The following is a 13,853-nucleotide window of genomic DNA, read 5'->3' on the forward strand; positions in this document are numbered from 1 at the left end:
CTGTTTTTAGATATGGCGGATAACGGTAAAAGACCTCAACAAGCCTCTTAAATGCAGGTTGAAGCCATTTGATATAGTAACATGCTTGGACAATAAAAACGTCCGGTAACCCTTTGGATTACCGAACTTATTTCTGTCACTAACGCGATTACTGACGAGCCATGCGGTGGTTGTGATCTGGCTTGTCTTGTTCCGTTGAGCGGTACGGGTTGATGTCCAAGCCACCACGGCGCGTGTAGCGGGCGAATACGGTCAGTTTGCTTGGTTGGCAGTATTTCATTAGATCAGTAAAAATACGCTCAACACATTGTTCGTGAAATTCGTTGTGCTCGCGGAAAGATACCAAGTAACGCAGCAGTTTCTCGCGATCTATTTTCGCACCTTGGTAGCGAATTTCTACACTGCCCCAGTCAGGCTGGTTAGTGATTAAACAGTTTGACTTCAATAGATGGCTATGTAGGATTTCTTCCACTTGCTCTTCACCTGCTGCGCCTTCAAGCAAATTGGCATCAAAATCGTAACTGGTGATGTCAATGTCTTGGTCATCAATGCATTCGCCTTCCATTGTCACAATAGGCTGATTGGTGTAGTGAGTAACCGGGTTCACCTCGACCAACACCTTTTCACCGGCACATTCAGATAGGTCTTGCGTTAAACGCTCTTCAACTTCTTCCCAGCTTGAAAAACGGGTTTGGTTGTAGCTGTTTAAGTACAGTTTGAAAGACTTCGACTCAATCAAGTTTGCACTGGTGGCTGGAATGTATACTTCGCCAACGGCCACTTGTGGTAAGCCTTTACTATTTAACCAAGATAGCTCGTACAGCGTCCAAATGTCGTGGCCCATAAAAGGAAGGCTGTCGCCTAACTGAAGGTCATCTCGGTTTAGGCTACGAGGAACTGGTTGCAGCAAGCTTGGGTCGTATTGGTTCGCATACTCGGTCTTTTTACCTAGTGTTAGGCCAGCAAGCTCTTTAGCGTCAGAATATTTGCTCATACTTTGTGGTCGTTTTCGATTAGAATGGCGAGAATTTTACTGAATCCGCTGGTCAATTGCCATCCGGCAAACACGGCTATCTGATAAATAAGGAATGAGGAGACCTTCATGACCCAAAACGTTACTCAGGCGCTACAAGAGTTCAGCCTGCGCTACCAACAAGCTTGGCAAGCTAAATATAATGAGTTGCCAAGCAGTGAAGAGCTTGCAGATCTTGTTTCTCCTTGTGTCGAAGAGAAGCGTGATGGAAAGGTGCTTTGGAAAGCGGTCGCACGTGATGAAATGGCCGATTTCACTAATGTGGAAAATGCGATTGAGTTGTCACTGCAAGATGATGTAAAAGCCTTTTATGGTTCTCAATACAGCGCCGATATGGAGGCAACTTGGCAAGGTAATTCGTTGACGCTGCTGCAAGTGTGGAGCGATGATGATTTTGTGCGCCTACAAGAAAATATTCTTGGTCATTTGGTGACGCAACGTCGCCTGAAACTTAAACCAACGGTATTTATCGCGGCGACAGATGAGGAAATGGATGTAATCTCTATTTGTAACCTCACTGGTAATGTGATTTTAGAGCGTTTAGGTACGTCTAAACGCGATGTGCTGGCGGATTCATTGGCTGAGTTCTTGAGCAAGTTAGAGGCCGCTGTCTAAATATGTACGTTGTTGAGTTGCAGTTTGAGTGTTTTGATAACACCACCGTCAGCGCGGTAGACAAAGCCATTAATGGCTTGATGGATGCGTTGCGTTACAACGGCCAAGTACTAGGCCGTGAATTCCCGATAGTGATGGGAGATGGCGAGTTTTATGTTCGTGTCGTTTGCCCAGAGCAAGACAGTTTGCATCCACGTTATCACTCAGATTTTGTCAAAGTGTGCATGAACCGTTTGTCAGACGCGTCTTTGCTTGCACCGAAAATGCGTATGCTTGGCCGTGATTTAAATTCAGAACAAGCGGCCGAAGAAGAGACACCTAGCTGGCAAGTGTTGTACACGACTTATGTTCATACGTGTTCGCCATTGCGCAGTGGGGAAACGTTGTTGCCGATTCCTTTGTATCGCAATGAGCCGACGCTAAATGGTGACCATAAAGCCGTCATCAAATGGCAGACAGAATGGCAAGCGTGCGATGAAATCCAAATGGCTGGCGGGTGCCGTGCAGAGCATGCGGCGCTGCACGAGATTTGCGATGTAGACAGCGTGTTGTTCCGCAGAGGTTGGGATTTGCGAGGTCGTATCGAATACATCACCAAGGTTCCAACATACTATTACCAGTATCGCGTGGGCGGTCAGTCGCTGGAGAGCGAGAAAGCGCGCAAGTGCCCAAAATGCGGTGGAGAGTGGCTACTCGATGAGCCACTACATGACATATTTCACTTTAAGTGTGATGACTGCCGAATCGTGTCGAATATCTCTTGGGACCACCTAAAGTAACTAATTGAGGTTAGTTAAATGGTTAGATAGAGAAATAAAAAGGGCTGATGTTTTCACATCAGCCCTTTTATGTTCAGACTATTATTTTCAGTACGGTTTAGAAAAGTGGGATTACCAACCTTTCACTACGCCGCCTTTGAATAGCTCTTTTGCCGCTTCGTAAACTTCTTCCGTTTGATAAGCTTTTACGAAGTTTTGTACGTTTTGCGCATTAACATTTTCTTCGCGAGCAACAATTAGGTTTACGTATGGTGAGTCTTTATCTTCAACGAACACGCCGTCACGCTCTGGCGATAGGTCGATAGAGCTTGCGTAAGTGGTGTTGATGATAGATAGCGTTACGTCATCCAATGAACGTGGAAGTTGTGGCGCTTCTAACTCAATGATTTCGATATTTTTAGGGTTGCCTACGATGTCACGTACTGTAGCGAGTAGACCAACGCCATCACGTAGCGTAATCAAACCTTGTTGCTCAAGAAGCAGTAGTGAGCGACCTAGGTTTGTTGGATCGTTTGGAACTGCGATGCGTGCGCCATCTTGGATTTCATCGATTGACTTCACTTGCTTAGAGTAACCAGCAATCGGGTAAACGAATGAGTTACCCGCGATAGCCAGTTTGTAGCCGCGGTCTTTCACTTGTTGGTCTAGGTATGGTTTATGTTGGAACGCATTCGCGTCTACTGAACCATCATCCAGAGCGGCATTTGGCGTTACGTAATCGGTAAATGTTACTAATTCAACGTCTAGGTTGTACTTTTCTTTTGCTACTTTAGCTGCAACTTCGGCAACTTGTGCTTCAGCACCAGCAATAACGCCAACTTTTACTTTATTTACGTCTACTTCTTTGTCGCCACAACCCGCTAGAACAAGAGCAGAAGCGGCCGTTGCTGCAGTCAAAAGACCTTTAAGGCTAAATTTCATCTTTATCTCCTTATAATTTGTATTTTCAATGCTTATCTGTGGTCTACACGGCGCACCACTGCGTCACCGATAGACTGAATAATCTGTACTAGAACAATCAGCATCACGACAGTCACAGCCATGATAGTTACATCGTAGCGGTGGAAACCGTAACGGATGGCTACGTCGCCGAGTCCGCCGCCGCCTACCGTACCCGCCATGGCCGAGTAGCTAACGAGAGTGACTAAGGTGATCGTTACTGAGTTAACAATAGTCGGCATTGCTTCAGGTAGTAGAACTTTTGTGATGATCTGTGTTGGTGTCGCCCCCATTGATTGTGCCGCTTCCACCAAGCCTGTTGGTACCTCTAACAAAGCACCTTCAATAAGACGGGCAACAAACGGAATGGCACCAATAGTAAGTGGGACGATTGCTGCGGTTGTACCGATAAAGGTTCCAACTAGCATTTTTGTCACTGGAATAATCGCAACCATCAGGACGAGGAATGGCACAGAACGACCAATGTTAACGACAGCGCCTAAGCTGCTATTTAGTTTGGTGTTTTCAAGTAGGCCGCCTTTCTTAGTAATGTGGAGGATTACGCCTAATGGAATACCCACGGCAAAGCCGACTAATCCGGCAACCGCAACCATGTAAAGCGTTTCCCACGTTGCACCTAAAAGTAGTTTGCTGTTTAAACTCAGCCATTCAGAAATCGTATTAAAGGACATAACCAAGTACCTCTACTTTTACGTTGTGCTTACGCAGGTATTCCAGTGCTGCGTTGTCATCTTCTTCATTACCAAATAGCTCTGCGACCATCATGCCGAATTTCACGCCGCCAGCGTAATCGAGATCGGAGCTTAAAATACTCACATCAATATTGTATTTACGAGAGATTTGCGACATTAGCGGAGCATCGACGGTTGCGCCAGTAAACTCTAAGCGAACTAATGGGTAGCTGCCTTCAACACGCTCTGCTTGCAGACGTGCTTGGTAATCTTCAGGAATGGATAGATCCAGCGTTGAGCGAATGAATTGGTGCGCCAGCTCCGTTTTAGGGTGCGCGAAAATATCGCCAACGGTGCCTTTCTCCACCAACTCACCACCACCGATGATCGCCACTTCGTGACAGATGCTTTTTACCACTTCCATTTCGTGGGTGATCAGTAGAATCGTGATGTTGAGTTTGCGGTTGATCTCTTTCAATAGCTCAAGGATAGATTGAGTTGTTGCAGGATCCAGTGCGCTAGTGGCCTCATCACAAAGCAGAACGCTAGGATCGGATGCCAATGCACGAGCAATCGCCACACGTTGTTTTTGGCCGCCACTTAAGTTCGATGGGTAGCTCTCGTGTTTGTCGGCTAAGCCAACAAGTTTTAGTAACTCAGTGACTTTTGTTGTGATTTGCGATTTGTCTTTGCCTGCCAGTTCCAGTGGTAGCGCCACGTTATCAAACACAGTACGAGACGAAAGCAGATTAAAATGCTGGAAGATCATGCCGATGTTACGGCGCGTTTCGACCAACTGCTTTTTGCTGAGTTTTGTTAAATCAATGCCATCAACGATGATGGAGCCAGATGTTGGTGCTTCTAACATGTTTACGCAGCGGATCAGCGTACTTTTACCAGCACCAGATGAACCGATAACACCGAAGATGGTGCCCTTGGCGATGTGTAGGTTAATGTCTTTCAGGGCAAGGATTTCCTTACTGCCTTGGTAGAACACTTTATTGACGTTTTTTATTTCTATCATGTTTCAACCTGCCCAAAGATACGGGGAACTTCGCTGTCAAAAACGGCCTTTGACAGAACTTAATGTTGAGCTTTATCTCACTTCTCAGTTGATGCTATGGGTTAACCAGAATGAAGTCAATAGATATTTTTACGTCTAGACGTCTAAATGTATGGATGTTCTGTTTTGAAAATAATGAGGAGTAAGTTACGAGGAGAAGATAAGCGGAGAGACCCTTCAGAATTACCGATTCTTGCCCAACAAATCAACTGTTTTGTCGAGGCCTAGAATGAATTAGATAGTGTTGAAGTTTATAAGGTATGTAATAATCTGATTAAACCGAGTTAATAGAGAAATACGTTTTGGCAAAACCTGCTGTTTTTATCGATCGTGATGGCGTGATAAACGTTGACCACGGCTACGTTCATGACGAACATGATTTTGAGTACATTGATGGTGTATTTGAAGCGACGAAAGCGCTGAAAGATCAAGGTTACCTCTTAGTGCTAGTGACGAATCAATCGGGCATCGCACGTGGTAAATTCAGTGAAGACCGTTTCTTGTCTCTGACTCAATGGATGGACTGGAACTTTGTTGATCATGGTGTTGAGTTTGATGGTATCTACTACTGTCCACATCACCCTGAACATGGCATTGGCGATTACAAGCAGGATTGTGATTGCCGCAAGCCTAAACCTGGTATGTTTATCTCTGCTCGCGACTTCTTGAAAATCGACATGGAAAAATCTGTGATGATTGGTGATAAAGCCGAAGACATGATGGCAGCAGAAGCCGCGGGCGTTGGCACCAAGATTTTGGTGCGCACAGGTAAGCCTGTTACTGAGCAAGGTGAAGCATTAGCAACGGTTGTGCTTGATAGTGTTGCTGACGTGCCTGCATATTTAAAAAAATAATCTGCACAATTCACATATTTAAGGGAAGCGTTTGCTTCCCTTTTCTCTTATTACTGTTAAAGTTCAGTCACCTAAGCATTCATCCATTCTAGTTTGATCACTTATGAGCAAAAAACTCACCATTCTTGATATCGCGAAATTGGCAGGCGTTGGCAAATCAACAGTAAGCCGTGTGCTTACCAACGATCCAAAAGTGAAACCTCAAACGCGAGAGAAAGTAGAGCAAATCATTCGTGAATCTGGCTATGTACCGTCCAAATCTGCGCAATCAATGCGTGGCGGTAGCCAAAAAGTCATCGGTGTTATCATCTCCCGTCTGGACTCACCATCCGAAAATCGTGCTGTTGGTACAATGCTCAATGCATTGTATTCCGCTGGCTATGACGCAGTGATCATGGAGAGTCAATTTGATCGCGACAAAACCAACGAGCATCTAAACGTGCTTAAGCGTCGCAATGTGGATGGGGTGATTGTGTTTGGCTTTACTGGGTGCGATGAGCAAGCCTTAGCCGAGTGGGGCAATCGCATTGTGGTGATTGCGATGGATACCAATAACGTCTCTTCCATCAATTATGATGACCAAGGCGTGATAGACATGGCTTTGTCTCATCTTGAGCAGCAATCTCTCTCTCGCATTGCTTATATTGGTGTTGATCCTGAAGACAAAACCACAGGCTTGGCGCGTTTAAATGCTTACAAAGCTTGGTGTCAACGCAAGCAACTTACGCCTTGCTTCCAAACCGGTAAGCTTAGCCATGAAAGTGCTTATCAGCTGGTGGACCACGTTCTCAATGCAGACACGCAAGCCATTGTGTGTGCCAGCGATACCATTGCATTGGGCGTAATCAAGCGTCTTCAAGAGTTAGGTCGTGAAGACGTGGTCGTGACAGGCGTGGGTGGTAACGAGTTGCTTTCTTTCCTTTTCCCTAAAGTATTTAGTGTCGATCCTGGTTATACCCTTGCGGGTGAAAAGTCCGCTAAAATGCTGATTAATCAATTAAATGGCGATGAAGAAGTCGTTCACTTCACTCAACAACCTATTTGCCGCTAATCCACACTACAACGATTTGCTCTAAAATTATACTGTGATCATTCTCAATTAATGGGACTGTTCCCATTTTGTTTTTTGTCTTTGAGTGGCAATATTAAAATCAAGAAATGGGAATGTTCCCATTTATAAAAAATAAAATGATGAATCGAATGTATCCAATACAGGGTGGACAAAGTTATGAGTAAGATTGCGCGTAAAGACGTGGAGCGTCTTATTGAGCTGGTCGGGGGGCCGGACAATATTGCCAGTGTAAGCCACTGTTTAACTCGCTTGCGTTTTGTTCTAAACGATACGGACAAAGCAGACACAAAACAGTTAGAAGCATTACCGATGGTGAAGGGCTGCTTTACCAACGCAGGTCAATTCCAAGTCGTCATCGGCACTGAAGTTGATGAGGTTTACAAAGTACTGATCGAGCTAAGCGGTAAAAGTGAAGCGAGCAAAGACGAATCCAAGAATGCTGCTCGCCAAAACATGAATATCGTTGAGCGTGGTATTTCCCACCTTGCAGAAATCTTTGTACCACTGTTGCCTGCGATCATTACTGGTGGTTTGATTCTTGGTTTCCGTAATGTGATTGGCGACATCAAGATGTTTGATGGTCAAACCCTAACGGAAATCAGTCAGTTTTGGGCGACTGTTCATTCATTCCTATGGTTAATTGGTGAAGCAATTTTCTTCTTCCTACCCGTTGGTGTGTGTTGGTCGACCGTGAAAAAGCTCGGCGGTACACCGATTCTGGGTATCACGCTTGGTGTGACATTGGTTTCGCCGCAGTTAATGAACGCCTACCTGATTGGTAAGCAAGTACCTGAAGTGTGGGACTTTGGGTTGTTTGCGATTGAGAAAGTCGGTTACCAAGCGCAGGTGATTCCCGCGATGTTAGCAGGTATCGCACTAGCGTTTATCGAAACACGCTTAAAACGCATCATTCCGTCTTACCTTTACCTAGTAGTAGTACCGTTTGTTTCCATCATTGTGTCTGTGATTCTTGCGCACTCTATCATTGGCCCATTCGGTCGTATGTTGGGTGACGGCGTTGCTTTCGCAGCAAAAGCAGCCATGACGGGTGACTTCGCGATGATTGGTTCAACCATCTTCGGCTTCTTATACGCGCCACTTGTGATCACAGGCATCCACCACACAACCAACGCCGTTGACTTGCAGTTGATGCAAGAATTGGGTGGCACGCCGATTTGGCCTTTGATTGCACTATCGAACATTGCTCAAGCATCGGCAGTGGTTGGCATCATTATCATCAGTAAAAAGCAGGATGAGCGTGAAATCTCAGTGCCAGCAGCGATTTCTGCCTACCTTGGCGTAACAGAGCCGGCGATGTACGGCATCAATTTGAAATACAAGTTCCCAATGTTGAGTGCGATGATCGGTAGTGCATGTGCTGCTGCTATCTGTGGTAGTGCAGGCGTCATGGCGAACGGCATCGGTGTGGGCGGCTTGCCGGGTATCTTATCTATCCAGCCGCAGTTCTGGGGCATCTTTGCTCTGGCGATGTTGGTCGCGATGGTGGTACCTGCCGCATTAACATTAATTCTTTATAAGCGTGCACAAGCCAAAGGTGAGCTTGAGGCGGCAAACGCGTAATTCAATTTGAGGCAGTGACTTGGCTGCCTCCTCCTATTTTTCTTTTCAAATTTTAAGTTTCCGATTACTGGTAAGTGAGTGTTAGAAATGGCTATGACCAAGCATGATGAGAGCTGGTGGAAAACCGCAACCATCTATCAAATTTACCCAAAAAGCTTTTGTGACAGCGGCAGTAAAGGCACGGGCGATATTAAAGGGATCATTTCTAAACTGGATTATCTAAAACACCTCGGTGTGGATGCGATTTGGCTGACGCCGGTTTACCAATCGCCAATGATCGACAACGGTTATGACATCTCCGATTACTACTCGATCAACCCCGAGTTCGGCACGATGCAAGATTTCGATACCCTGTTGTCAGAGGCTCATCAGTTGGGCATTCGAATCATCATGGACATCGTGGTCAACCATACTTCGACAGAACACAAGTGGTTCCAATCTGCGTTAGGTGATAAAAACAGCCCTTACCGTGATTACTACATCTGGAAAGATCCGGTTGATGGCGTAGAGCCCAACAACTGGCAATCGAAGTTTGGAGGCAATGCTTGGGAATTGGATGAAGCGACAGGGCAGTACTACTTGCACCTTTTTGCTAAAGAGCAGGCGGATTTGAACTGGGAAAACCCAGTGGTGCGCGAAGAAGTCAAAGAAGTCATCAGCTTCTGGGCAGACAAAGGCGTGGATGGTTTCCGTCTTGATGTCATCAACCTGATTTCTAAACAACAAGATTTCCCAAGCGATGATATTGGCGATGGCCGTCGTTTCTATACTGATGGTCCTCGCGTGCACGAATATCTGCAAGAAATCAGCGAAGCCGTGTTCCAAAAGTACGGCAGCGTGACGGTGGGTGAAATGTCTTCCACCACGCTAGAGCACTGCCAGCAATACTCTTCGCTAGACGGCAAAGAGCTATCCATGGTGTTCAACTTCCACCACCTGAAAGTGGATTATCCGAATGGTGAAAAATGGACTAAAGCGCCTTTTGATTTCATTCAGTTAAAGCAGATCTTCAACCATTGGCAAACGGGCTTAAATGGCAAAGGGTGGGGCGCGCTGTTCTGGTGTAACCACGATCAACCTCGTGTGGTAAGCCGCTTAGGCGATGATAAACAATACCGCGTCGAATCAGCCAAAATGTTGGCGGCGTCTGTACACATGATGCAAGGCACACCTTATGTTTACCAAGGTGAAGAGATTGGTATGACCAACCCAGGTTACACTGAGATCAGCCAGTACCGCGACGTAGAAAGCACCAACATGTACGATATCATGGTCAACCGTGATGGCGTATTACACGAGGAGATGATGGCGATTTTGGCGCAGAAGTCGCGTGATAACTCACGTACGCCAATGCACTGGAATAGCCAAAAGCACGCTGGTTTTACCGAAGGCACACCGTGGCTTGAAGTGGCGCAGAACTACTCTGAAATCAACGCAGAAGCAGCGGTTGCTGATTTGAACTCGGTGTTCTACTTTTACAAACGTTTGATTGAGCTACGTAAACAGGTTCCGGTGATCACCGATGGCCGTTATGAAGATTTATTGCCAGAGCATCAACGCATTTTTGCTTACGCTCGCCAGAACGACAAACAAACGCTGCTGTGTATCAACAACTACTACGCTGAAGAGGTGGAATGCGTTCTGCCAGAGCGTTTTGATATGAATAAAGCGAAAAACTTGCTATCCAACTATCAAAACTCAGCGAGTGCAGTCGCGTCAAACCATCAAGTATTACGACCTTACGAAACTCGTATTTTATTGATAGAAGAATAAACTCGGGTGTCACCCCCTAAGATTGATGTTCGAGATAAAGGCTTTGGTGTGCTCCCCAAAGCCTTTTTTATTGAGATGCGAGATACTTGTGGAGTACAGGCTTATTTTGTTTCAATTGCTGTTAGCAGCACTTTCTCTTCATTGATTTGTACTTGTTGTACTTTTAGCAGCTCGATTTGCTCAATCATACCTAAGCTCGGGTTAAACCAACGTTCTGCCGAAGTGGCGAACTCCATTGAGTCCATATCATCGCAGTTTAGGTTGTAAGTATTTTCTTCCGTCAGGTACGCCGCTTCAATTTTCTTGCTTGAAATCGAGAACGTTTTACGTACGCCAGTCTCTCGGATTTGCTGCTGCCAAACCACTTGGCAAGATACTGTCATTGGCAGGTTTTGCACCCACTCATGATCTTCAAAACTGTCTAGTAGGTTGTGAACTGCGTAGCCTGTTAGAGTGGTTTGCAGAGATATGGTCTCTTCACCGATATCAATGTTCGGGCTTTTCTCTTTTACGTCGTCACCGTTGAGACGGAAAATAGGGCTGCTGTGCATCAGCATGGCAACAAACTGCTGGTTAATGGAATAAGCGTCGGTGACTTCATGAAGTGCGCCATCAGAGCCTGCAAAATAAAGCGTACTGCCCTCTTCATCGTCGTTGTACTGTTCGTCAGAATAGTAGAACTGTTCGGCGCCGTAGTTCACCAAGTCATTAACCAACTGGACCATTGCTTCGCTGTTTGGGATTTGTGCCAACGCTGCCAACAATTGCTCGTTATCCATCGCTTGGAAGCTCAGTTTCATCTCGCCTTCAGGTTGGCCATCCAGGCTAAACGCGTAGTTTAGTTGTGTGCTTGGCGTGGGAGCGAAGATTGAGTTTTGAATCGCGATGTCGAAACTTTCTTGAGGCACTTTGTTTGGATTAGCACTGCCAGAAGATGAACCGCCGCCACAGCCGTAAAGAGCCAGAGTTGCTGCTGCGATAAGCGTCATTTTGTTTAGCATGGTTTACATTCCTGATTGATTAGGCCGCTTCATGTTGGGCCGTTGCTTGAATGCGAGCATGCTAAGTTTAGTGAGCTAAAAAGGGCAAAAAACAAAAGCTAATAGGGCTTAACGAAAGCTTAATTTTATATTTAGGTATTTGTTTTATTTGGGCTTATTTCGTTAGCTACGTTGGTGCAATACTCGTTGATGAGCGCTTTCCATCGGCTGATAATTTCTTGATCGGTCAAACTGACATGCAACGTTTTCCATGGTTGAAGGCAAGTCTCTTTCGATTCAGATTGAGAAAGACGTTCAAACAATGTCTCGGACGGTAAAACGCGCAGCAGTGCCACCAGTGATTCCATGTAGTTGAGACGGAACTGTTCGAGTTTGTTTTGTTTATAAGCGATGTGAGACACAAACGTATAAATCAGCGCGTTTTGAATACGTGAGTCGCCATCTGGAGTGGTCAGCAGAACTTTTGCTCGGTCTAGGTTACCTAGTTTGAAATGCAATACGCCCAACCAGAGGCTTAGCTCATCTGGCAAAACATCGAACGACGACTGCACTTGCGTCAAATACGCTTCCAGCTTTTGAGGTTCTTGCTCGTACAAAGCGAGATGCCTTGCGGTTGTGATCGCTGCAAACTCATCAGCTTGTTGGAGAGGTTGGTTAGAAAAGACATTCTCAAACAGCATTTTTTGGTGAACGTCTGACAGCTGCCATGTGCTTGCCGAAGGTGCAGGCAAGTTGAAGTATTGCGCGACATCTGAGTGAATTTGGAAGATATCCGATTGTAGGTCGGATAAGCGCAGTGTGTATTCGTTGCGAAACGCCAGTTTCCCTGTCGCAGGATAAATAAGGTTCATCTGAGCTTTCAAGGTGCCTTGCTCTGCGCCGTCTTTTAACTCTATGTTGAGTTCGTAATCACTGGTCTGCATGTTTCGCGCGCCAGGGAAATACGGCGTATGACCGATAGGATCAAGAAAGTAACTGGGAGCGTCTTGGTTGGCGATGTCGGTGTATGGATATTCGACTTGTTGTTGCAGTAAGACGGCTTTGACCAGTATGCGGTATTTTCGCGCCTGAGAGCCGATTGCATCGACACGGTTGAGCAGCAACTCGACTTTGGGGATAAGTAACTGATGACGTGTTTGTTGTGTTGAAATCTCTTGGCGTTGCCATAACAAGCTTGCGAGCGTCACGCTACAAACCGTAAGTACGGCACATAAGCTATAAGCAAAAATCAGCTTGATGTTCTTACGGTTCGTAACTTGAGCTGTAATAGCACGTCGATGGTTTTTCGCTGGTGGCACTAAACGGATATTCGCAGGGTTTAGAAAGTAACCTTTGCGAGGGTAGGTGACCAAGAGCTTAGTCGCATCGTACTCGGGGAGATGCTGTTGTAGCAGCGCACGTAAGGTGCTAATGCGGTTAGTGAGTACATTCTTAGAGATGAATTTGCTCTGCCAAATGGTTTCGATAATGGTATCGGCAGAGAGCGGATGTCCCACGCTTGTTAGCAGCAGCTCTAATAACTCAATGGTACGAGGTTCGAGATCAATCGCGACAGTGTCTTGATGAAGAGTTTGTGTCTTCGGATTATAGACCAACTCGCCAATCGCAATACAACTGTGAGTTTGTTTGGCTTGTTGCAAAAAATCGCGCATACCGCACCGCGTTATTTGGAAATGGCGAAATATTATATAGCGATTGGAGCGCGAAATCTTATAAATTGCGCTCCAATTATCATCAAAAGTTTATGAACCGTAGGTCACGGAATAGCGATGAGGCTTATGGTTCATCGCTAACACGACATTCAGTGCAAATGCGCCCAAAATCGAAAGACCAATTACTTCTGGAGTGACAAAGAAGAATGACGCAAACAGGATGCACGCATCGATTGCCATTTGGCTTTTGCCAACTGAAATGCCAAATTTGTCCTGAATAAATAAACACAGCACGTTAAAGCCACCTAAGCTGGAGCGATGTCGGAACAAGATCAGCATACCGAGCCCCATTAAAAGCCCACCTGCGACGGCACAATAAACTTCATTTACCGATTCGAGCGAGATTAGCAAATAAAGATGATCGGCAAAGATAGAAACCAAAGCGCCAGAAATGGCACTATTAATGGCGAAATGACGGCCGAAGCGTTTCCATGCTAGCAAGTAAAAAGGACTGTTTGCTAAAAAGTACAGCACACCAAACGTAAAAGGTGTAAATTGGCTAATAAGCAGAGCCAATCCTGTCGTCCCCCCTGTTAGGAGGTTTGCGGATTGGAGAAAGAAAACGCCTTGAGCTACCAAAAAGGTACCCGTGAGAATCGCTATCCAGTCTTCTTTTAATGAGTGTTTTTCCATCAATATTGCAGTCATTAGTGATAAATAAGGCGTGCATAGTAGTAAAAAGATGATCTTTTCGGTAGCTAGAGGGTAAAATTTACGGTAAACCTATGTAATTGCTGTT

The 13,853-nt window shown here is 45.7% G+C and carries 13 protein-coding genes; 6 read left to right on the top strand and 7 right to left on the bottom strand.

The features are described 5' to 3' along the window. Positions 1-148: 148 nt before the first annotated feature. Positions 149-994, bottom strand: a complete 846-nt coding sequence (queF, locus tag P4S59_RS03735; protein ID WP_139060582.1) for an NADPH-dependent 7-cyano-7-deazaguanine reductase QueF — start codon at positions 992-994, stop codon at positions 149-151. Positions 995-1,102: 108 nt separating this feature from the next. Here queF and syd point away from each other — a divergent pair, with 108 nt between their 5' ends. Together syd and P4S59_RS03745 are read left to right on the top strand one after the other, a co-directional pair. Next, on the top strand, positions 1,103-1,648 hold the full coding sequence (gene syd / locus P4S59_RS03740) for a SecY-interacting protein (RefSeq protein ID WP_053808745.1): 546 nt from the start codon (positions 1,103-1,105) through the stop codon (positions 1,646-1,648). Between the two features lie 2 nt (positions 1,649-1,650). Beyond that, entirely contained in the window at positions 1,651-2,427 is a 777-nt protein-coding gene (locus tag P4S59_RS03745) for a Zn-ribbon-containing protein (protein WP_048626099.1), read from the top strand. A gap of 111 nt (positions 2,428-2,538) precedes the next feature. Here the strand turns inward: P4S59_RS03745 and P4S59_RS03750 are convergent, their stop codons facing one another. Genes P4S59_RS03750 through metN form a run of 3 tightly spaced genes read right to left on the bottom strand, consistent with a single transcriptional unit; the run spans position 2,539 to position 5,082 of the window. Next, complete coding sequence (locus tag P4S59_RS03750; protein ID WP_301571345.1) at positions 2,539-3,348, bottom strand: MetQ/NlpA family lipoprotein; 810 nt, start codon at positions 3,346-3,348, stop codon at positions 2,539-2,541. Between the two features lie 32 nt (positions 3,349-3,380). Beyond that, complete coding sequence (locus P4S59_RS03755; RefSeq protein WP_005391355.1) at positions 3,381-4,058, bottom strand: methionine ABC transporter permease; 678 nt, start codon at positions 4,056-4,058, stop codon at positions 3,381-3,383. Next, on the bottom strand, positions 4,048-5,082 hold the full coding sequence (gene metN / locus P4S59_RS03760) for a methionine ABC transporter ATP-binding protein MetN (protein ID WP_047010146.1): 1,035 nt from the start codon (positions 5,080-5,082) through the stop codon (positions 4,048-4,050). Before metN ends, P4S59_RS03755 begins: the two co-directional genes overlap by 11 nt. 341 nt (positions 5,083-5,423) lie before the next feature. Here metN and gmhB point away from each other — a divergent pair, with 341 nt between their 5' ends. From gmhB to treC, 4 genes are all read left to right on the top strand, one after another. Then, positions 5,424-5,975: a D-glycero-beta-D-manno-heptose 1,7-bisphosphate 7-phosphatase gene (gene gmhB, locus P4S59_RS03765; protein ID WP_048626100.1), complete on the top strand. Its 552-nt coding sequence runs from the start codon at positions 5,424-5,426 to the stop codon at positions 5,973-5,975. A gap of 103 nt (positions 5,976-6,078) precedes the next feature. Further along, entirely contained in the window at positions 6,079-7,026 is a 948-nt protein-coding gene (gene treR / locus P4S59_RS03770) for a trehalose operon repressor TreR (RefSeq protein WP_337167993.1), read from the top strand. 177 nt (positions 7,027-7,203) lie between these two features. Next, positions 7,204-8,628, top strand: coding sequence for a PTS trehalose transporter subunit IIBC (gene treB / locus P4S59_RS03775; RefSeq protein ID WP_046874302.1), 1,425 nt, complete (start codon positions 7,204-7,206; stop codon positions 8,626-8,628). An 87-nt stretch (positions 8,629-8,715) separates the two neighbouring features. Next, positions 8,716-10,401 (top strand): alpha,alpha-phosphotrehalase, encoded by a 1,686-nt coding sequence (gene treC, locus P4S59_RS03780; RefSeq protein WP_182036860.1) that lies wholly within the window; start codon positions 8,716-8,718, stop codon positions 10,399-10,401. A 101-nt stretch (positions 10,402-10,502) separates the two neighbouring features. Here the strand turns inward: treC and P4S59_RS03785 are convergent, their stop codons facing one another. The 3 genes from P4S59_RS03785 to P4S59_RS03795 form a co-directional block, all read right to left on the bottom strand. Next, entirely contained in the window at positions 10,503-11,402 is a 900-nt protein-coding gene (locus tag P4S59_RS03785; RefSeq protein ID WP_337167994.1) for a hypothetical protein, read from the bottom strand. Positions 11,403-11,533: 131 nt separating this feature from the next. Beyond that, the gene (locus tag P4S59_RS03790) at positions 11,534-13,054 is read right to left on the bottom strand and encodes a winged helix-turn-helix domain-containing protein (RefSeq protein WP_337167995.1); all 1,521 of its coding nucleotides are present in this window, start codon (positions 13,052-13,054) and stop codon (positions 11,534-11,536) included. Positions 13,055-13,144: 90 nt separating this feature from the next. Further along, entirely contained in the window at positions 13,145-13,747 is a 603-nt protein-coding gene (locus P4S59_RS03795; protein WP_031780204.1) for a YitT family protein, read from the bottom strand. Between the last annotated feature and the right edge of the window lie 106 nt (positions 13,748-13,853).

It is taken from the genome of Vibrio sp. M60_M70, assembly GCF_037162085.1.
In the GTDB taxonomy this organism is placed as follows: Bacteria; Pseudomonadota; Gammaproteobacteria; order Enterobacterales; family Vibrionaceae; genus Vibrio; species Vibrio diabolicus.